At 71.7% G+C, this 19,763-nt stretch carries 18 protein-coding genes; 12 read left to right on the forward strand and 6 right to left on the reverse strand.

Features of this window, described 5'->3' with window-relative positions:
* The first annotated feature begins 1 nt into the window (after position 1).
* Positions 2–712 carry an acetoacetate decarboxylase family protein gene (locus G6N10_RS16760; protein ID WP_085101067.1) on the forward strand — a complete coding sequence of 237 codons (711 nt, stop codon included), beginning with the start codon at positions 2–4 and terminating at the stop codon, positions 710–712.
* Positions 709–1,917: a cytochrome P450 gene (locus G6N10_RS16765; protein WP_085101070.1), complete on the forward strand. Its 1,209-nt coding sequence runs from the start codon at positions 709–711 to the stop codon at positions 1,915–1,917. The genes G6N10_RS16760 and G6N10_RS16765 overlap by 4 nt, the downstream gene beginning before the upstream one ends.
* A gap of 13 nt (positions 1,918–1,930) precedes the next feature.
* Here G6N10_RS16765 and G6N10_RS16770 read toward each other — a convergent pair whose 3' ends face one another.
* Entirely contained in the window at positions 1,931–2,905 is a 975-nt protein-coding gene (locus tag G6N10_RS16770; protein WP_085101073.1) for an NAD-dependent epimerase/dehydratase family protein, read from the reverse strand.
* Position 2,906: 1 nt separating this feature from the next.
* Entirely contained in the window at positions 2,907–3,704 is a 798-nt protein-coding gene (locus G6N10_RS16775) for a crotonase/enoyl-CoA hydratase family protein (protein ID WP_085101076.1), read from the reverse strand.
* Positions 3,705–3,773: 69 nt separating this feature from the next.
* On the opposite strand from G6N10_RS16775, the gene G6N10_RS16780 reads away from it, so the two are divergent.
* The 4 genes from G6N10_RS16780 to G6N10_RS16795 are packed head-to-tail and all read left to right on the forward strand — an operon-like array spanning position 3,774 to position 9,092.
* Positions 3,774–5,411 carry a medium/long-chain-fatty-acid--CoA/3-oxocholest-4-en-26-oate--CoA ligase gene (locus G6N10_RS16780; protein WP_085101079.1) on the forward strand — a complete coding sequence of 546 codons (1,638 nt, stop codon included), beginning with the start codon at positions 3,774–3,776 and terminating at the stop codon, positions 5,409–5,411.
* Complete coding sequence (locus tag G6N10_RS16785; protein ID WP_085101082.1) at positions 5,411–6,529, forward strand: NAD(P)H-dependent flavin oxidoreductase; 1,119 nt, start codon at positions 5,411–5,413, stop codon at positions 6,527–6,529. The genes G6N10_RS16780 and G6N10_RS16785 overlap by 1 nt, the downstream gene beginning before the upstream one ends.
* 43 nt (positions 6,530–6,572) lie before the next feature.
* Positions 6,573–8,129 (forward strand): acetolactate synthase large subunit, encoded by a 1,557-nt coding sequence (locus G6N10_RS16790; RefSeq protein WP_085101084.1) that lies wholly within the window; start codon positions 6,573–6,575, stop codon positions 8,127–8,129.
* Positions 8,130–8,168: 39 nt separating this feature from the next.
* On the forward strand, positions 8,169–9,092 hold the full coding sequence (locus tag G6N10_RS16795) for a dihydroorotate dehydrogenase-like protein (protein WP_085101087.1): 924 nt from the start codon (positions 8,169–8,171) through the stop codon (positions 9,090–9,092).
* On the opposite strand, the gene G6N10_RS16800 is transcribed toward G6N10_RS16795, so the two are convergent.
* From G6N10_RS16800 to G6N10_RS16815, 4 genes are read right to left on the reverse strand one after another with little or no spacing between them, the layout of a single operon-like run.
* A complete protein-coding gene (locus G6N10_RS16800) occupies positions 9,077–10,639 on the reverse strand; it encodes an FAD-binding protein (protein WP_085101090.1) in 1,563 nt (520 codons plus the stop codon). The genes G6N10_RS16795 and G6N10_RS16800 overlap by 16 nt on opposite strands.
* Positions 10,640–10,655: 16 nt before the next feature.
* Positions 10,656–12,164, reverse strand: a complete 1,509-nt coding sequence (fadD17, locus tag G6N10_RS16805; RefSeq protein WP_085101093.1) for a long-chain-fatty-acid--CoA ligase FadD17 — start codon at positions 12,162–12,164, stop codon at positions 10,656–10,658.
* On the reverse strand, positions 12,161–13,222 hold the full coding sequence (locus G6N10_RS16810; RefSeq protein ID WP_085101096.1) for an acyl-CoA dehydrogenase family protein: 1,062 nt from the start codon (positions 13,220–13,222) through the stop codon (positions 12,161–12,163). The genes fadD17 and G6N10_RS16810 overlap by 4 nt, the downstream gene beginning before the upstream one ends.
* Before the next feature lie 21 nt (positions 13,223–13,243).
* Positions 13,244–14,422, reverse strand: coding sequence for an acyl-CoA dehydrogenase family protein (locus G6N10_RS16815; protein WP_085101100.1), 1,179 nt, complete (start codon positions 14,420–14,422; stop codon positions 13,244–13,246).
* A 130-nt stretch (positions 14,423–14,552) separates the two neighbouring features.
* On the opposite strand from G6N10_RS16815, the gene G6N10_RS16820 reads away from it, so the two are divergent.
* From G6N10_RS16820 to G6N10_RS16845, 6 genes are all read left to right on the forward strand, one after another.
* Positions 14,553–14,744 (forward strand): ferredoxin, encoded by a 192-nt coding sequence (locus tag G6N10_RS16820; protein WP_085101103.1) that lies wholly within the window; start codon positions 14,553–14,555, stop codon positions 14,742–14,744.
* A 13-nt stretch (positions 14,745–14,757) separates the two neighbouring features.
* Positions 14,758–15,666 carry a 3-oxoacyl-ACP reductase gene (locus G6N10_RS16825; protein WP_085101106.1) on the forward strand — a complete coding sequence of 303 codons (909 nt, stop codon included), beginning with the start codon at positions 14,758–14,760 and terminating at the stop codon, positions 15,664–15,666.
* Between the two features lie 224 nt (positions 15,667–15,890).
* Positions 15,891–16,652 carry an MlaE family ABC transporter permease gene (locus G6N10_RS16830; protein WP_085101109.1) on the forward strand — a complete coding sequence of 254 codons (762 nt, stop codon included), beginning with the start codon at positions 15,891–15,893 and terminating at the stop codon, positions 16,650–16,652.
* Positions 16,652–17,494, forward strand: a complete 843-nt coding sequence (locus G6N10_RS16835) for an MlaE family ABC transporter permease (protein ID WP_085101112.1) — start codon at positions 16,652–16,654, stop codon at positions 17,492–17,494. The genes G6N10_RS16830 and G6N10_RS16835 overlap by 1 nt, the downstream gene beginning before the upstream one ends.
* 37 nt (positions 17,495–17,531) lie before the next feature.
* Entirely contained in the window at positions 17,532–18,719 is a 1,188-nt protein-coding gene (locus tag G6N10_RS16840; protein WP_234810710.1) for an MCE family protein, read from the forward strand.
* Complete coding sequence (locus G6N10_RS16845) at positions 18,719–19,759, forward strand: MCE family protein (RefSeq protein ID WP_085101118.1); 1,041 nt, start codon at positions 18,719–18,721, stop codon at positions 19,757–19,759. The genes G6N10_RS16840 and G6N10_RS16845 overlap by 1 nt, the downstream gene beginning before the upstream one ends.
* The last annotated feature ends 4 nt before the right edge of the window (positions 19,760–19,763 follow it).

Here is a 19,763-nt window from a genome sequence, read left to right on the forward strand (position 1 = left end):
GATGGAGGACACACCGGCGCCGTCCAGGCACACCATCGCGGGCACCGAGCTGACCATGCCGGTGCGGGTCCGCCGGGCCCGGCAGTGGACGGCGATGTTCGCCGTCGACGCCGCGGCCGCGCAGGCGATGATCGACTACAGCGGGCTGCGGGTCGCCCGGGCGCTGCCCGGCCGGGCGGTGGTGGTGCTGATGCTGATGCAGTACCTGGATTCCGATCTGGGCCGCTACTACGAGTACGGCACCAACGTGCTGGTGAAATCGCCGGAGGGACCGACCGGGGCGTTCATCCACCACCTGCCCGTCGACCAGGCCTTCACCTGCGAGGCCGGCCGCAGCATCTGGGGCTACCCGAAGGTGCTGGCCGACTTCGACGTGCGCGAGCGCGGCCGCCGGCTGGCCTTCGACGTCCGGCACGACGGCCGGCTCATCGTCGACATGGAGTTCGCCGCCGGGCAGCCGCTGCCCGCCGTGCTCGGCGAGCGCGAGCAGGTGTACCGGACCTATTCGCACACCGACGGGATCACCCGCGAGACGCTGGGGCACTCCCGCCCGAGCGCGGTGCGGGTCCGGCCCGGCGGGGTGCGACTGCGCCTCGGGGACCACCCGTACTCCGACGAACTGCGCGCCCTCGGCCTGCCCAAGCGCGCCTTTGTGTGCCAGACCGCCGACAACGTCGACATGACCTTCGGTGACGCCCGAGAGATTGGATGACCATGACCGCCAACGTGCTTGACATCGACCTCACCGACGGCACCTTCTACGCCGACGGCGGGGCCCGCGAGGCCTACGCCTGGATGCGGGCCAACGCCCCGGTGTTCCGGGACCGCAACGGCCTGGCCGCGGCCACCACCTACCAGGCGGTCATCGACGCCGAGCGCAACCCGGAGGTGTTCTCCTCGGCCGGTGGCATCCGGCCCGAGCACCCGGCCTTCCCGTACATGATCGACATGGACGACCCGGCGCACCTGCTGCGCCGCAAGCTGGTCAACACCGGCTTCACCCGCAAGCGGGTGATGGACAAGGTGCCCTCGATCGAGCGGCTGTGCGACACCCTGATCGACGCGGTGATCACCGACGGGGCGTGCGACTACGTCCGGCAGATCGCCGCCCCGCTGCCGATGGCCGTCATCGGCGACATGCTCGGGGTGCTCCCCGAGGAGCGCGACATGCTGCTGACCTGGTCCGACGAGCTGGTCTGCGGGCTCAGCTCGCACCTGGACGAGTCGGCGATCGGAGCCCTGATGGCGACGTTCGCCGCCTACACCGAGTTCACCATGAAGGTGATCGCCGACCGCCGCGCCAACCCGTCCGACGACCTGTTCTCGGTGCTGGTCAACGCCGAGGTCGAGGGCCAGCGGATGACCGACGACGAGATCGTGATGGAGACCCTGCTGATCCTGATCGGCGGCGACGAGACCACCCGGCACACGCTGTCCGGCGGCACCGAGGCGCTGCTGCGGCACCGCGACCAGTGGGACGCGGTGGTCGCCGACCCCGAGCTGCTGCCCGGCGCGATCGAGGAGATGCTGCGCTGGACCTCCCCGGTGAAGAACATGTGCCGCACCCTGACCCAGGACATCGAGTTCCACGGCACCGAGCTCAAGGCCGGCGAGAAGATCATGCTGATGTTCGAGTCGGCCAACTTCGACGAGTCGGTGTTCGGCGATCCGGAGAACTTCCGCATCGACCGCGATCCCAACAGTCACCTGGCCTTCGGCTTCGGCACGCACTTCTGCATGGGCAACCAACTGGCCCGGCTGGAGCTCAAGCTGATGCTGTCGCGGGTGATCGCCCGGATGCCGGATCTGCGGCTGGCCGACGCCTCGGCCCGCCCGGCGCTGCGCGCGGCCAACTTCGTCTCCGGCCTGGAGGCGATGCCGGTGCTGTTCAGCCCCGGCCCGCGGGTGCTCGGCTGAGCCGCCGGTCGGGCTAGGCCCGCTCGAAGCAGTCGATGATGGCCGCGGTGGGGGAGCGCCAGGTCAGGTCCAGGTCGGCCAGCGTGCGGGAGTCGTCGGTCGGGGTGGCCGAGGTGAGCAGCCAGGCCGCCTCGTAGCTGAACTCCGCGCTCAGCGGCAGGAAGCGGCCGGCCAGGTCGGCGAGCCGGCCGGCGCCGCGGAACAGCGCCGGGTTGATCGGCAGCCGGCGGACCGGCGCGCCGATCCCGGTCTGCACCGCGTCGACCATCTCGTCGAAGGTGACCAGCGGGCCGCCGCAGACGTAGCGGTGCGGGCCGCGGCCGGGCGTCATCGCCCGGGCGTGCACCTCGGCGACGTCGCGGACGTCGATCATCGCCATCCCGCCGCGCACGCTGGGGGCCACCCGATGCCGGGCGATCAGCCCCCAGCCCTGCTCGGTCACCCCGGGCGCGGTGTGAAACGCCGGCCCGACCACGCTGGACGGGTAGGTGATCACCACCGGTGCGCCGTCGTCCTGCAGTCGCCGCGCCACCCGGTCGGCGTAGGCCTTGGTGCGGGCGTACGGGCTGCGGCCGTCCACGGTGGGCGAGTCCGGGCCGATCACCCCGTCCGGCGGCGGGAACATCGCGCTGTAGCTGCTGACCGCGATGATCGGGTCCAGTCCGGCGGTCGCCGCGCGGGTCAGGATGGCCTCGGCGGCGTGCGCGTTGACCTCCCACATCAACTGCTCGCGCCGGGCGTCGGTGCCGACCACCCCGGCCGCGTGCAGCACCGCGTCGGCGCCGTCGAGCAGCGCGGTGACGGTGTCGGCGGCCCGGATGTCACCGTCGAGGGTGTCCAGCTCGCCGAGTTCGGCGAGCTTGCCGATCACCGGTTCGTCGGCGCAGCCCGGCGCCACCAGCAGCCGGACGCTGTGCCCGGCCGACAGCAACGCGCGCACGGTGTGCGCGCCGACGTAGCCGGTGCCGCCGGTGACCGCGATGCGCATCTCAGCGCCCCTGGAAGTTCGGCGCGCGCTTCTCCAGGAAGGCCTTCGGGCCCTCCTTGGAGTCGGCGGACAGAAACACCGGGATGCCGTTGGCGGTGTCCGGCTTGAAGGCGTCGTTCTCGTGCATGCCCTCGGTCTCCCGGATCGTCTTGAGGATCGCCTGCACCGCCAGCGGGCCGTTGGCGTTGATCACCTCGGCGATCTCGCATGCGCGCTCCAGCGCGGTCCCGTCGGGCACCACGTGGCCGATCAGGCCGAACCGGGCGGCCTCCTCGGCGGTGATGTGCCGACCGGTCAGCAGCAGATCGCAGGCGATGGTGTACGGGATCTGCCGGACCAGCCGCACCGCCGAGCCGCCCATCGGGTACAGGCTCCACTTCGCCTCGGAGATACCGAATTTCGCGCTCACCCCGGCCACCCGGATGTCGGTGCCCTGCAGGATCTCGGTGCCGCCGGCGATGGCCGCGCCCTCCACGGCGGCGATCAGCGGCTTGGTCAGCCGGCGGCCCTTGAGCAGGCCGTCGATCCGGGTCGGGTCGTAGCCGGCCTTGAAGGTGTCGCCGGGGGCCTGCTTGTCGGCGCTCTTGAGGTCCATCCCCGCGCAGAACGCGCCGCCGGCGCCGGTCAGAATGCAGGACCGGATCTCCGGATCCTGGTCCACCCGGTCCCAGGCGTCGACCATGATCGAGAGCATCTCACCGGTGAGCGCGTTGCGCCGCTCGGGCCGGTTCATCGTCACGATGAGGGTGTGTCCGCGCTGTTCAACCAGGGCGTGGGGCTGGGAATCGGAGTCGCTCACGGGCGCGCGCCTTCCTGCTGGAATGCCTGAGACTTGTCTCAAAATGTAACACGTTCTAATTTAGGTGCCATGGCCCTGAACATCGCCGACCTCGCCGAACATGCCATCGATGCCGTGCCGGATCGGATTGCGCTGATCTGCGGGGCGGAGGAACTCACCTTCGCCCAGCTGGAGGAGCGCGCCAACCGGTTCGCGCACTACCTGATCGACGCGGGCGTCAAAAAGGACGACAAGGTCGGCCTGTACTGCCGCAACCGCACCGAGATCGTGGTCGCGATGCTCGGCACCATCAAGGCCGGCGCGATCCTGGTCAACGTCAACTTCCGCTACGTCGAGGGCGAACTGCGCTACCTGTTCGACAACTCCGACATGGTGGCGCTGGTGCACGAACGCCAGTACTCCGACCGGGTCGCCAACGTGATCGGCGAGCTGCCGAAGCTGCGCACCGTGCTGGTCGTCGAGGACGGCTCGGACGCCGACTACTCGGGCTACGGCGGCGTCGAGTTCGAGGCCGCGCTGGCCCAGGGCGCCCCGGACCGCGACTTCGGCCCGCGCAGCGCCGACGACATCTACCTGCTCTACACCGGCGGCACCACCGGCTTCCCCAAGGGCGTGATGTGGCGCCACGAGGACATCTACCGGGTGCTGTTCGGCGGCACCGACTTCGCCACCGGCGAGCCGCTGGCCGACGAGTACGACCTGTCCCGGCAGGCCGTGGCCAACCCGCCGATGGTGCGTTACCCGATCCCGCCGATGATCCACGGCGCCACCCAGTCGGCCACCTGGATGGCGCTGTTCGCCGGCCAGACCACCGTGCTGACCCCGGAATTCGACCCCGAGGCGGTCTGGCAGACGATCGCCGACCGCAAGGTCAACCTGCTGTTCTTCACCGGCGACGCGATGGGCCGGCCGCTGCTCGATGCGCTGCTGGCCGCCCACGACCGCGGCGCCGAGCCCGACCTGTCCTCGCTGTTCCTGCTGGCCAGCACCGCCGCGCTGTTCTCCGCCAGCATCAAGGAGAAGTTCCTTGAGCTGCTGCCGAATCGGGTCATCACCGACTCCATCGGCTCCTCGGAGACCGGCTTCGGCGGCACCAGCATCGTGGCCAAGGGCGCCTCGGCGGCCGGCGGCCCGCGGGTCACCATCGACCGCAACACCGTGGTGCTCGACGAGGACGGCAACGAGGTGGTGCCCGGCTCCGGGGTCCGCGGCATCATCGCCAAGCGCGGGCACATCCCGGTCGGCTACTACAAGGACGAGGTCAAGACCGCCGAAACCTTCCGCACCATCAACGGCGTGCGCTACGCCATCCCCGGCGACTACGCCGAGGTGGCCGCCGACGGCAGCGTCACCATGCTGGGCCGCGGCTCGGTGTCGATCAACTCCGGCGGGGAGAAGATCTACCCCGAGGAGGTCGAGGCCGCGCTCAAGGGCCACCCGGACGTGTTCGACGCCCTGGTCGTCGGGGTGCCCGATGAGCGCTACGGCCAGCACGTGGCCGCGGTGGTGGCCCCGCGTCCCGGCGCGGCGCCCACCCTGGCCGAGCTGGACGGGTTCGTCCGCTCGGAGATCGCCGGCTACAAGGTGCCGCGCAGCCTGTGGGTCGTCGACGAGGTGAAGCGGTCCCCGGCGGGCAAGCCGGACTACCGCTGGGCCAAGGACCAGACCGAGGCCCGCCCGGCCGACGAGACGAAGGCGAGCCGCTGATGCGTACCGCGCTGTGCGACCGGTTCGGGATCGACTACCCGATCTTCGTGTTCACCCCGTCGGAGAAGGTGGCCGCCGCGGTCAGCCGGGCCGGTGGCCTCGGCGTGCTGGGCTGCGTCCGGTTCAACGACGCCGCCGACCTGGACGCGGTGCTGGACTGGATGGACGCCAACACCGACGGGCGGCCCTACGGCGTCGACGTGGTCATGCCGGCCAAGATCCCCACCGAGGGCAGCGCCGTCGACATCGACAAGCTGATCCCGGCCGGCCATCGCGACTTCGTCGCCAAGACCCTGGCCGACCTCGGGGTGCCGCCGCTGCCGGCCGACGAGGACCGCAACGACGGCGTGCTGGGCTGGCTGCACTCGGTGGCCCGCAGCCACGTCGAGGTCGCGCTGCGGCACCCGATCAAGCTGATCGCCAACGCGCTGGGCTCCCCGCCGATCGACGTGATCGAGCAGGTGCACGCCGCCGGGGTCCCGGTCGCCGCGCTGGCCGGCAGCGCCAAACACGCGCTGGCGCATGTGCGCAACGGCGTGGACATCATCGTCGCCCAGGGCCACGAGGCCGGCGGGCACACCGGCGAGATCGGCTCGATGGTGCTGTGGCCGGAGATCGTCGACGCGGTCGGGGACACCCCGGTGCTGGCCGCGGGCGGGATCGGCACCGGCCGCCAGGTCGCCGCCGGGCTGGCGCTCGGCGCGCAGGGCGTCTGGATGGGCTCGGCGTTCCTGACCGCCGCCGAATACGACCTCGGGGTGCGCACCGCCGCCGGCACCACCGTGGTCCAGGAGGCCATGCTGGCCGCCACCTCCGCGGACACCGTGCGCAGGCGGATCTACACCGGAAAGCCGGCCCGGCTGCTCAAGAGCCGCTGGACCGACGCCTGGGACGCCGACAACGCGCCCGAGCCGCTGCCGATGCCGCTGCAGAACATCCTGGTCAGCGAGGCCCACCAGCGGATGAGCGAGGGCACCGACCCGACCGCGGTGGCGATGCCGGTCGGCCAGATCGTCGGCCGGATGAACGAAATCCGCCCGGTCGCCGAGATCATGGCCGAGCTGGTGGCCGGATTCGAGCAGGCCACCCGGCGGTTGGACGACATCCGCGACCGGTAACCCGGCCCGGGCGCTTAGCCGGGCCGGGCGCTTAGATGGAGCCATGAACGGCGCGCAGTCCCTGCTCGACACCCTGGTGGCCAACGACGTCGAGGTTTGTTTCGCCAACCCCGGCACCTCCGAGATGCATTTCGTCGCCGCGCTGGACCGGGTGCCGGCCATGCGCGGGGTGCTGGCGCTGTTCGAGGGGGTGGCCACCGGCGCCGCCGACGGCTACGCCCGAATGGCGGGCAAACCCGCCGGGGTGCTGCTGCACCTGGGCCCCGGCCTGGGCAACGGGCTGGCCAACCTGCACAACGCCCGGCGCGCACACACCCCGATGGTGGTCGTCGTCGGCGACCACGCGACCGGCCACAAGCGCTACGACGCGCCGCTGGAATCGGACATCGACGCCGTCGCGCGGACCGTGTCGGGCACCGTGATCCGCGGCGCCGACACCGCGGCGCTGGCCGCCGACACCGCCGCGGCGATCGGCGCCGCCCGCGCCGGGGCGGTGGCCACCCTGATCCTGCCCGCCGACGTGTCCTGGTCCGACGGCGGCGCGCCGCCGGTGACCGCCGCGCCGGCCACCGAGCCCGGCGTGGACCACGGGGCGCTGCGCCGCGCCGCGGAGATCCTGACCTCCGGGGCGCCCACCGTGCTGCTGATCGGCGGGGACGCCACCGGCGAGGACGGGCTGGCCGCGGCCGCGGCGATCGCCGCGGGCACCGGCGCGCGCCTGCTGGTGGAAACCTTCCCGGCCCGGCTGCGCCGCGGCGCCGGGGTGCCCGCGCCGGAGCGGCTGGGCTACTTCGCCGAGGCCGCGACCGCGCAGCTGGCCGGGGCCGAGCAGCTGATCCTGGCCGGCGCGGTGTCACCGGTGTCGTTCTTCGCCTACCCGGGCAAACCGAGCGACCTGGTGCCCGAGGGCACCGCCGTGCACACCCTGGCCGGCCACCGCGGCGCCGCCGCCGCGCTGGCCGCGCTGGCCGCCGAGGTCGCCCCCGGGATCGTCGGCCCGGTCGCACCGGCCGGCCGCCCCGAACTGCCCGGCGGCCCGCTGACCGCGCTGTCGGCCGCGGCGGTGCTCGGTGCGCTGCTGCCCGCCGAGGCCATCGTCGTCGACGAGGCCAACACCGCCGGGGTGACGCTGGCCGCCGCCACCGCCGGGGCACCGGCCCACGACGTGCTGACCCTGACCGGCGGCGCCATCGGCTACGGGCTGCCCGCCGCCGTCGGCGCCGCGATCGCCGCCCCGGACCGGCCGGTGCTGGCCGTGCAGGCCGACGGCTCGGCGATGTACACCATCTCCGCGCTGTGGACCCAGGCCCGCGAGCGGCTCAACGTCACCACCGTCATCCTCAACAACGGTGCCTACGACATCCTGCGCATCGAGCTGGCCCGGGTCGGCGCCGCCGACGCCGCGTTCGGCCCGAAGGCCGCCGAACTGCTCGACCTGACCTCCCCCGGCCTGGATTTCGTCCGGATCGCCGGGGGCATGGGGGTTCCGGCCCGGCGCGTCGAGACCGCCGAGTCGCTGGCCGAAGCGCTGCGCGCGGCGTTCGCCGAACCCGGCCCGCACCTGATCGACGCGGTGCTGCCGTCTCTCTTCGCGAGCTGACCCGGCTGGGCTACCGTGGGTGCCACGGGAGGAGTGCGGATGGATCTGGCGACCGAATATCTGGGGCTGCGGCTGCGTAATCCGTTGGTGGCAGGCGCCTCGCCGCTGAGCCGCACCGCCGACGGGGTGCGCCGGCTGGCCGACGCCGGGGTGGCCGCGGTGGTGCTGATGTCGCTGTTCGAGGAGCAGCTGCGCGACGGCGACGACGACGCCGCCCGGCGCTACCGGCGGCTGCTGGAACGCTCGGTGTCCACCGTCGACGTCCCGGTGATCGCCAGCCTGAACTGCGCCACGGTCGGATCCTGGACCGACTATGCCCGCACCCTGGCCGACGCCGGGGCGGCCGCGCTGGAATGCAACATCTACTACCTGCCCGCCGACATCGACGTGGACGGCCGCGACGTCGAGGACCGCTACCTCGACATCGTCGCGGCGATCCGGGCGGCGGTGGACATCCCGGTGTCGGTGAAGCTCGGCCCGTACTTCAGCTCGATGGGCCAGATGGCCCGGCGGCTGGCCGACGCGGGCGCCGACGGGCTGGTGCTGTTCAACCGGTTCCTGCAGCCCGACATCGACATCGAGGACATGACCCGGCTGCTCGGGCCGACGCTGTCCTCGGCCGCCGAGATGCGGCTGCCGATGACCTGGATTGCGTTGCTGCACGGTCGAACCCGGCTGGCGCTGGCCGCCAGCACCGGGGTCCGCGGCGGCGACGAGGTGATCAAGTACCTGCTGGCCGGCGCCGATGTGGTGGAGGTGGCCTCCGCGCTGCTGCGCAACGGTCCGGACTACGCCGCGGTGCTGCTGGACGGGCTGACCGCCTGGCTCAACCGCAAGAACCACGCCGGCGTCGCGGAGATCCGCGGCCGGCTCGCGGTCCCCGACGACGGCGTCGCGCACGAGCGGGACGGCTACGTCGGCGGCATGCGGGCGGCCGACGAAACCCCTTACGGCGCTTGGTGACCGGGGCCGGCGTCGCGTAGGTGGCAGACCGCGCGGTGCGCGAACACCATCGAGGTGCCGATCGGGTTGCCGCCGCCGGGGTAGACGGTGCCGCTGGGGGCGGCCATGGTGTTGCCCGCCGCGTACAGCCCGGGGATCACCGCGCCGGTGGTGTCCAGCACCCGGCCGTGCGCGTCGGTGCGCAACCCGCCCTTGGTGCCCAGGTCCGACACCCCGAACGCCGCCGCGTGGAACGGGGCCCGCCGGATCGGGTACAGCGGCGGCCGGCCGCCGGAGAACGCCCGGTCGTAGGGTTCCTCGCCGCGGCCGAAGTCCTCGTCGACGCCGCGGGCGGCGAAATCATTGAACCGGGCGACGGTTTCGCGCAGGTTCGCCGCGGGCACCCCGATCTCGGCGGCCAGGCCGGCCAGGGTTTCGGCGCTGCGCCACAGCCCGGCCGCCCGGTACTCCTGGGCCGCGGCCATCGACACGTTGGTGGCCTTGACCGGCGGGATGCCGCCGTCGGCGTCGTCGTAGATCATCCAGTACCGCTGGCCGACCCGGCCGGCGGCCTGCGCGGTGAGGATCTCCCGGCCCAGCCGGTCGTAGGCCGCCGATTCGTTGACGAACCGGCGCCCGTCGGCGTCGACGAAGATGCCGCCGGTGAACCACAGCGCGAACGCCGACCGGCCGTCCGGGTGGGTCAGTCCCGGCGACCACCAGGCCTGGTCCATCAGGTCGGTGTCGGCGCCGGCGGCAATCCCGGCCAGGTGCGCCAGGCCCCGATTCCCGCTCGGCCCCATGGTGTCTCGGGAGGACCCCGGCACCCGGTAGCGGGCCCGCAGCTCGTCGTTGTGCTCGAACCCGCCGGCGGCCAGCAGCACCCCGCGCCGGGTCCGGACCCGGGTCCGGACGCCGTCGCACTCCAGCACCGCGCCGCACACCCGGCCGCCCTCCAGCACCAACTCGACCAGCGCGGTGCCGAGGCGCCGCTGGGCGCGCGGGCCGACCGGGGTGGCGGCCAGCAGCCGGGCGATCAGCGCCCGGCCGCCGACGAAGTAGTCCTCGGGCACCGCGGCGCCGCGCCGGTCGACGTCCAGCGGGCCGCGGACCAGCTCGCGCAGTTCCGGGGCGGCCGACACCCGCAGTGGCTTGGCGCAGATGTGCCGCATCCCGTCGGCGCGGGCCTTGGGCGCCGTGCCGAAGTAGTCCGGCCAGGGCAGCGGGCGAAACCGCAGGCCCTCGTCGCGCTCCAGGTATTCGATCAGCGGGGCGCCGCCGCGGACGAACGCCTCCTGCAGCGGCGCCGGGGTGCGATCGCCGACCACCGCGCGGTAGTACTCCAGGGCGTCCTCGACGGTGTCGTCGGTGCCGGCCCGGGTCAGCACCGGGTTGGCCGGGAACCACATGCCGCCGCCGGCCGAGTACGCGGTGGTGCCGCCGAACCGGTCGGTGGCCTCCACCAGCAGCACCTCCAGGCCCTCCCGGGCGGCGGTGTACGCGCCGGTCGCCCCGCCCGCGCCGGACCCGGCCACCAGCACGTCGGTCTCGGTATCCCACTGGGCCATTTGGCGTCCCCTGTTGTCAGCGAGCGGTGATGGTGAAAACCGGGTCGGCGCAGTCGATGCCCTCGGCGGACAGCTGACGCTTGATCACCTTGAAGGTCTCGGTGCGCGGCAGCTCGGCGGCCACCCGGACATACGACGGCCACTGGATCGGCCCGAGATCGGTTTGCGCTTCGAGGAATTCGGTGAAGGCGGCCACGTCGAAGGCCGCCGGATCGTCGAGCACCAGCGCGGCCATCACCCGGTCACCGACCACCGGGTCGGCGACCGCGTACACCGCGGCGTCGAGCACCGCCGGATACCGGGCCAGCACCCGCTCGATCGGGGCGGTGCCCAGGTTCTCGCCGTCCACCCGCATCCAGTCGCCGAGCCGGCCGGCGAAGTGCGCGAAGCCCGCGGCGTCCCGGTAGGCCAGGTCGCCGGAGTGATAGTGGCCGTCGCGCATCCGGTCGGCGTCGGCGTCGGGATCGTTGTAGTAGCCGCGGAACTGCCCGGCGCCCGCGGTGTTCACCAGCTCGCCGACCACCCCGGGTGCGCACCGGGCGCCGGTGTCGGGGTCCAGGATGTCGATGCCGTCGGGCAGCGGGCCGAGCGCGCCGGCCGGGGTGTCCGGGGTGCGGGCGATCGCCACCCCGCCCTCGGTGGAACCGAAGCCGTCGACCACGTTCACGTCGAACCGGCGGGCGAACTCGGTGAGGTCGGCCGCCGCGCCCTCGTTGCCGTACAGCACCCGCAGCGGGTTGTCCGCGTCGTCGGGGGCCGGCGGGGCGGCCAGGATGTAGGACAGCGGCTTGCCGACGTAGTTGGCGTAGCCGGCGCCGAACCGCCGGGTGTCCGGGATGAACCGGGACGCGGAGAACCTGCGCCGCAACGCGATCGACGCACCGGCGGCCACCGCCACCGACCAGCCGGCCATGATCGCGTTGGAGTGGAACAGCGGCATCGCCAGGTAGCAGGTGTCGGCCGGGCACAGCCCGAACCGCTGCGACAGCATCACGCCCGGCCCGGCGACCTTGGCGTGTGTGCAGCGCACCGCCTTGGGATCCCCGCTGGTGCCGGAGGTGAACAGCAGCATGAACAGCTCGTCGGGGTCGGGGCCTGGGAACAGCACCGGGGCACCGGCGAATTCGGCCAGCTCGGCGGCGAACTCGGGCGACTCGACGTCGAGCACGCCGGGCAGCAGCCCGGCGCCGGTGCGATCGCCGAGCACCAGCTGGCAGTCGGCGTGCGCGACGTCGCGGGCCAGCGCCGCCCCGCGCCGGGTCGGGTTGAGCCCGACGGTCACCAGCGAGCCGAGCGCGGCGGCCACCAGCATCCGGGAGAAGAACTCGGTGTTGCCCAGCAGCACCCCGACATGCGGTGGCCGGGCCGGATCCAGCCGGGCCCGCAGCGCCGCGGCCAGCGCCGCGGCATCCCGAATGTGGTTGCGCCAGCTGACAAACGCGCCGTCGGGGGCCTCGGCATCGTAGATGCCGCGGTCCTCGACGTCGGCCAGCGCCGCCAGCAGGCCGGTGACCGTCGCGGTCACACCGGGGCGTCGGCCAGCAGAGCGCCGAGCCCGAGCAGCTGGCCGGTGGCGCCGCCCAGGTTGAACTCGATCTGCTTGGCGGCCAGGAAGTACCGGTGCACCGGATGATCCATGTCGATGCCGACGCCGCCGTGCACGTGCACCGCGGTGTGCGCCACCCGGTGCCCGGCCTCGGCCGCCCAGAACGCCGCCGAGGCGATGTCGGTGGCCGCGCCGCTGAACGCGGCCTGGGTCAGCGTCAGCCGCAGGCCCTTGACGTCGATGTAGCCGTCGGCCAGCCGCTGCGCGACGGCCTGGAAGCTGCCGATCGGCCGGTCGAACTGCTCGCGCTCGCGGGCATACAGTGCGGTCAGCTCCAGCGCGCGCTCCAGCACGCCGAGCTGAAATGCGCTGTAGCCCAGGGCCAGCCGGTCACGCAGCCAGGCCGACGCGCCGTCGCCGAGCCGGGCCGCGGCGGTCACCGAAGCCAGCGTCAGGGCCGCCACCGGGCCGCGCCCGGTGGTGTCCAGGTCGGTCCTGGTCAGCCCGGCCGCGCCGGCCTCGATGACGAAGACCGCGGGGCCGGAACCGGTTTCGGCGACCACCAGGAAGGCGTCGGCCACCGAACCGTAGGCCACCTGGGTCAGCGCCCCGGTCAGCACGTTGCCCTCGGCGCGCACCGGCGGGCCGCCCACCTCGGGGGTGGCCGCGACGGCGAGCAGCTGCTCGCCGGCCACCGCGGGGGCGGCCCAGCGGGCCCGGGCGTCGTCGTCACCGAACTCGGCGAGCGCGCCCGCGGCGGCGACCACCGACTCCAGGTAGGGCACCGCGGCCAGCTGCCGGCCCAGTGCGGTGAGGATCGCGGTCTGCTCGGCGACGCCGTAGCCGCCGCCACCGATCGACTCGGGGGCGGCCGCGCTGAGCACGTCGGCGCCGATCAGCTTGGCCCACAGCGCGCGGTCGAAGCGCTGTGGCGCGGCGTCCAGGGCGCGCTGATGATCGTTGGTGCAGATCGACTCGGTGATGGTGCGGACCAGGCCGCCGAGGTCGACGGAGGCTTCGGACTGGGTGAAATCCATGGGGGGTTCCTCGTTCTCGCGCTAGCGGTTGGCTCGGGGCAGGCCGAGCGCGACCATGCCGATGATGTCGCGCTGGATCTCGTTGGTGCCGCCGCCGAAGGTCAGGATCAGCGCGGAGCGGTGCATCCGCTCGATCCGGCCGCGCAGCAGCGCGCCGGGGGAGCCGGCGCGCAGCGTGGCCGCCGGTCCCATCACCTCCATCAGCAGCCGGTAGGCCTCGGTGGCCAGCTCGGTGCCGAACACCTTGGCCGCCGAGGCGTCCGCCGGCGACGGCGAGGAGTCGGCCGAGGCCAGCTCCCAGTTGATCAGCTTGAGCACCTCGGCCTTGGCGTGCACCCGGGCCAGGTTCAGCTGCACCCACTGCGAGTCGATCAGCGGCTTGCCGTGCACATCGGTGGTGTGCTGCGCCCACTCCCGGACGCCGTCGAGCGCCACGTAGATCGGCTGCGCGGAAACCAGCGCCACCCGCTCGTGATTGAGCTGGTTGGTGACCAGCTTCCAGCCGGCGTTCTCCTCGCCGACCAGGGCCGAGGTCGGCACCCGCACGTCGGAGTAGTAGGTGGCCGAGGTGTCCACCCCGCTCACGGTGTGCACCGGGGTCCAGGAGAACCCCTCGGCGGTGGTCGGCACGATCAGCATCGAGATGCCGCGGTGCTTCTTGGCCTCGGGGTTGGTGCGCACCGCCAGCCACACGTAGTCGGCGTAGGCGATCAGCGAGGTCCACATCTTCTGGCCGTTGATGACGTAGTCGTCGCCGTCGCGGACCGCGCTGGTGCGCAGCGCGGCCAGGTCGGTGCCGGCCTCCGGCTCGGAGTAGCCGATCGCGAAATGCAGTTCACCGGCGGCGATCTTGGGCAGGAAGAACTTCTTCTGCTCCTCGCTGCCGAACGCCATCAGGGTCGGCGCGACGCTGTTGATGGTCAGGAACGGCACCGGCACGCTGGCGATGGCGGCCTCGTCGGTGAAGATCAGCGCGTCCATCGGGCCCCGGCCCGCGCCGCCGTACTCGGTCGGCCAGTTCAGCGTCAGGTAGCCGTCCCGGCCCATCTGCGCCACGGTTTCCCGGTAGACGTTGCCGCGGCCCATCTCGCCCTCGTTGGACGCCAGCGCCTCGGCGCGCTCGGGGGTCATGAGCTTGCCGAAGTACGCGCGCAACTCGCGGCGCAGGTCCTCCTGCTCAGGGGTATAGCCGATACGCATCCGTGCGTCCTCGCTTCTAGTGGCCGTTGGACCGATCCGGCCCATCCTCTTCCCCCCGGTTGTAACACGTTCTAGTCTTGGGGTCTACAGTCGGGGGCCAAGGTGCCCGTTTGGTGGAGGGAGTGGCAGGATGCGCGTGGTAGTCGATCGTGACCGTTGCGAGGGCAATGCGATTTGCGTGGGAATCGCCCCGGACCTGTTCGAACTCGACGATGACGAGTTCGCCGTAGTGACCGTGGACGAGATCCCCGCGGACCGGGAGGCGGCGGCCGAACAGGCCATCGCCGACTGCCCCCGCGCCGCCCTGAGCCGCAAAGACTAGAGGTATTCATAAAGTGACATCCGAAACAGCAGCCACCGACCTCGCCGGACGGGTGGCGGTCGTCACCGGTGCCGCCGCCGGGCTGGGCCGCGCCGAGGCGATCGGCCTGGCCCGCTCCGGGGCGACCGTGGTGGTCAACGACATGGCCGCCGCGCTGGCCAATTCCGACGTGATCGACGCGGTTGCCGCGGCCGGTGGCAAGGCGGTCGCGGTCGCCGGTGACATCAGTGCCCGCAGCACCGCCGACGAGTTGGTCGCCACCGCCGACCGGCTCGGCGGGCTGGCCGTGGTGGTCAACAACGCCGGGATCACCCGGGACCGGATGCTGTTCAACATGTCCGACGAGGACTTCGACGCGGTGCTCGCGGTGCACCTGCGCGGCCACTTCCTGCTGACCCGCAACGCCGCCACCTACTGGCGCGACGCCGCCAAGGCGGCCGGCGGCACGGTGTACGGCCGGCTGATCAACACCTCCTCGGAGGCCGGGATGGCCGGCCCGCCCGGGCAGGCCAACTACGGCGCCGCCAAGGCCGGCATCACCGCGCTGACGCTGTCGGCCGCCCGCGGCCTGGCCCGCTACGGGGTGCGCGCCAACGCGATCGCCCCGCGGGCCCGCACCGCGATGACCGCCGACGTGTTCGGCGACGAACCGCCCGCCGGCGAGGTCGACCCGCTGTCGCCCGAGCACGTGGTGGAACTGGTGCGCTACCTGGCCTCGCCGGTCTCCGAGCAGGTCACCGGCCAGCTGTTCGTGGTCTACGGACCGGCCGTCACGCTGGTCGCGGCCCCGGTGGCCGCCGCGCACTTCCGCGCCGCCGGCCCGGCCTGGGACGCCGGCGAACTCGGCGATAACCTCGGATCGTACTTTGCTGAGCGGGAGCTTGGGGTAGGGTTCTCGGCGATGGGGCTGATGGACGAATAGCCGTGGACGGGGGGCTGCGGGTCCCCGCACGACTGCTGAACGTGTTCTAGTTTGAGGCCAAAACGCTACCTTTGACCTGGGAAAACACTTTTTTGACCGGTCGATTGTTTGCGCTTTGACTCAAAATTGCAATCCAGTTAGTATGATCCGGCTCACGGTGATATCGCCAGCCGGTGGAGAGATAGCTGTCGGGGCGACGTTCGCGCCGGGAAGGGAATGCTGAGTTGCTTTCACAACTTGCGGTCCCGGCCCGCGCCGTGGGCGGGTTCATGGACATGTCGCTGGAGACGTTCCGGGAAACCTTCCGCAGGCCCTTCCAGTTCCGCGAGTTCCTCGACCAGACCTGGATGATCGCGCGGGTCTCGCTGGTCCCCACCCTGCTGGTGGCCATCCCGTTCACCGTGCTGGTGGCCTTCACCCTCAACATCCTGCTGCGTGAGCTCGGCGCGGCCGACCTCTCCGGTGCGGGCACCGCCTTTGGCACCGTCACCCAGCTCGGCCCGGTGGTCACCGTGCTGGTGGTGGCCGGCGCCGGCGCCACCGCGATCTGCGCGGACCTCGGGGCGCGGACCATCCGCGAAGAGATCGACGCCATGCGGGTGCTGGGCATCAACCCGATCCACCGGCTGGTGGTGCCCCGGGTGCTGGCCTCGATGTTCGTCGCGCTGATGCTCAACGGCCTGGTCTGCGCCATCGGCCTGGCCGGCGGGTACGTCTTCTCGGTCTTCCTGCAGGGGGTCAACCCCGGCTCGTTCATCAACGGCCTGACCGTGCTCACCGGGCTCGGCGAGCTGGTGCTCGCCGAAATCAAGGCCCTGCTGTTCGGCGTGGTCGCCGGGCTGGTCGGCTGCTACCGCGGGCTGACCGCGGGCGGCGGCCCCAAGGGTGTCGGCAACGCGGTGAACGAGACGGTGGTGTACGCCTTCATCTGCCTGTTCGTCATCAACGTGATCATGACGGCCATCGGAGTGAGGGTGCTCGACTGATGTCCTTCGACGCCACGCTGAAATTCCGCCGGCTGTTCACCGGCCTGCCCCGCGCCTTCGACAACTTCGGTGAGCAGGCGCTGTTCTACGGCGAAACCTTCCGGTACGTGCCCAACGCGGTCACCCGGTACCGCCGCGAGACGATCCGGCTGGTCGCCGAGATGACGATGGGCACCGGCGCGCTGGCCATCATCGGCGGCACCGTCGGCGTCGCGGCGTTTCTGACGCTGGCCTCCGGCGGCGTCGTCGCCGTCCAGGGCTTCGCCTCGCTGGGCAACATCGGCATCGAGGCGCTGACCGGCTTCCTGTCGGCCTTCCTCAACGTCCGCATCATCGCCCCGGTGGTCGCCGGCATCGCGCTGGCCGCCACCATCGGCGCGGGCACCACCGCGCAGCTCGGCGCCATGCGGGTTGCCGAGGAGATCGACGCCGTCGAGGCGATGGCCGTGCACGCGGTGTCCTACCTGGTGTCCACCCGGCTGATGGCCGGGATGATCGCGATCATCCCGCTGTACTCGCTGTCGGTGCTGGCCTCGTTCTTCGCCGCCCGGTTCACCACGGTGTTCATCAACGCCCAGTCCGCCGGCCTCTACGACCACTACTTCAACACCTTCCTGATCCCCACCGACCTGTTGTGGTCCTTCCTGCAGGCCATCGTGATGAGCGTGGCGGTCATGCTGATCCACACCTACTACGGCTACAACGCCACCGGCGGCCCGGTCGGCGTCGGCATCGCCGTCGGCCAGGCGGTGCGAACCTCGCTGGTCGTCGTCGTGGTCATCACCCTGTTCATCTCGCTCGCCGTCTACGGCGGGTCCGGCAACTTCAACCTGTCGGGGTAGCGCGGCGATGTCAGAACACGCAGCAAAGGGCACCGGGATGTCCCACACCGTCGCCGTCCGGCTGGCGGGGACCATCCTGGCCGTGATCCTGCTGGCCGGGGTGACGCTCACCTATCTGGGCTACACCGCGGCGTTCACCGCCACCGACCCGGTCACCGTGGTGTCCCCGCGGGCCGGCCTGGTGATGGAGAACGACGCCAAGGTGAAGTACCGCGGCATCCAGGTCGGCAAGGTCCGCAAGATCAGCTACGACGGGCAGCAGGCCCGGCTGCAGCTGCAGATCGACCGTGCCATGCTCGGCTACATTCCGGCCAACGCCGACGTGAAGATCGCCGGCAACACCATCTTCGGTGCCAAGTCGGTGGAGTTCCTCCCCCCGCAGAACGCCATCGGCGGTCTGCAGCCCGGCGCGGTCAAGGACGTCTCCTCGGTGCAGCTCGAGGTCAACACGCTGTTCCAGACGCTCAACAACCTGCTCACCGAGATCAACCCGGTGCACCTCAACGGCACCCTGTCGGCGCTGGCCGAGGGCCTGCGCGGCAACGGCGACAACCTGGGTGCCACGCTGGCCGGGCTCAACGGCTACCTGGCCAAGATGAACCCGACGCTGCCCGCGCTGGAATCCGACATGGCCAAGGCGGCCGTGGTCGCCGACATCTACGGGGACGCCGCGCCCGGGCTGTCCACCATCTTCGACAACGTCCCGGCGATCACCGACACCGTGGTCAGCCAGGAGCGCAACCTCAACAAGACGCTGCTGGCGGCCACCGGCCTGGCCAACAACGCCTACGAGACCCTGGAGCCGGGCGCCGAGGACTACATCTCCGCCATCCAGCGGTCCCGGGCGCTGACCAAGGTCACCGGTGAGTACTCCCCGGTGATCGGCTGCGTGCTGCAGGGCACCGCCGACGCGGTGGAGCGGTTCGCCCCGATCATCGGCGGCATCCGGCCCGGCCTGTACGTGTCCTCGGGCTTCCTGCCCGGCGTGCCGGCCTACACCTTCCCGGAGAGCCTGCCCATCGTGAACGCCAGCGGCGGCCCGAACTGCCGCGGCCTGCCGAACATCCCCAGCAAGCAGTTCGGTGGCTCCTGGTGGCGCGCGCCGTTCCTGGTCACCGACAACGCCTACGTGCCGTTCCAGCCGAACACCGAGCTGCAGTTCGACGCGCCCTCGACCCTGCAGTTCCTGTTCAACGGGTCCTTCGCGGAACGGGATCGATACTGATGACGCAGCGTTCAACCCTGATCAAGGTCTCGGTCTTCACCGTCGTGATGGTGCTGGTGGCCGCCGGCCTGGTGCTGGTGTTCGGCAAGTTCAAGTTCAGCGCCTCGAACGTCTACCACGCGACCTTCGCCGACGCCTCCCGGCTCAAGTCCGGCGAGGACGTCCGGGTGGCCGGGGTGCCGGTCGGCACCGTCCGCTCGGTGAAGCTGGCCTCCGACAACAACGTCGCGGTCACCTTCGACGTCGACAAGCGCTACCAGCTGTACACCTCGACGCGGGCGGCGATCCGCTACGAGAACCTGGTCGGCGACCGCTTCCTGGAGATCAGCACCGGCCCCGGCGATCTGGTGAAGCTGCCCGCCGGCGGCGCGATCGACCTGGAGCACACCGAGCCGGCGCTGGATCTCGACGCCCTGCTCGGCGGCCTGCGCCCGGTGCTCAAGGGCCTCGACGGCGACAAGGTCAACGCGGTCAGCGGCGCGATGATCGAGATGCTGCAGGGCCAGGGCGGCGCGCTGTCGTCGGTGCTGGCCAGCACCGGGGCCTTCACCCAGGACCTGGCCGACCGGGACCAGCTGATCGGCGACGTGATCACCAACCTCAACGTGGTGCTCAAGACCGTCGACGCCAAGGGCGCCCAGTTCGACGCCACCGTCGACCAGCTGCAGCAGCTGATCAGCGGGCTGAACGAGGGCCGCGACCCGATCGCCGGCGCGATTGAGCCGCTGGCCACCGCGGAGGCCGGGCTGACCACCATGCTGGAGCAGGGCCGCCGGCCGCTGCAGGGCGTGCTGGAGAACGTCCGCCCGCTCACCGGCTACCTCTACGAGCGCCGCGAGGACGTCAACTATGTCGTCGAGCGGCTGCCGGAGAACTACCTGCGGCTCAACGGCCTCGGCGCGTACGGCTCGTTCTTCAACATCTACTACTGCTCGGTGCGGCTGAAGTTCAACGGCCCGGCCGGCAGCGACATCCTGATCCCGTTCGGGGGCCCACCCGACCCGTCTAAGGGGAGGTGCGCTCCTGCCCCCGACAACTGATTCC

It is taken from the genome of Mycolicibacterium fallax (assembly GCF_010726955.1).
In the GTDB taxonomy this organism is placed as follows: Bacteria; Actinomycetota; Actinomycetes; order Mycobacteriales; family Mycobacteriaceae; genus Mycobacterium; species Mycobacterium fallax.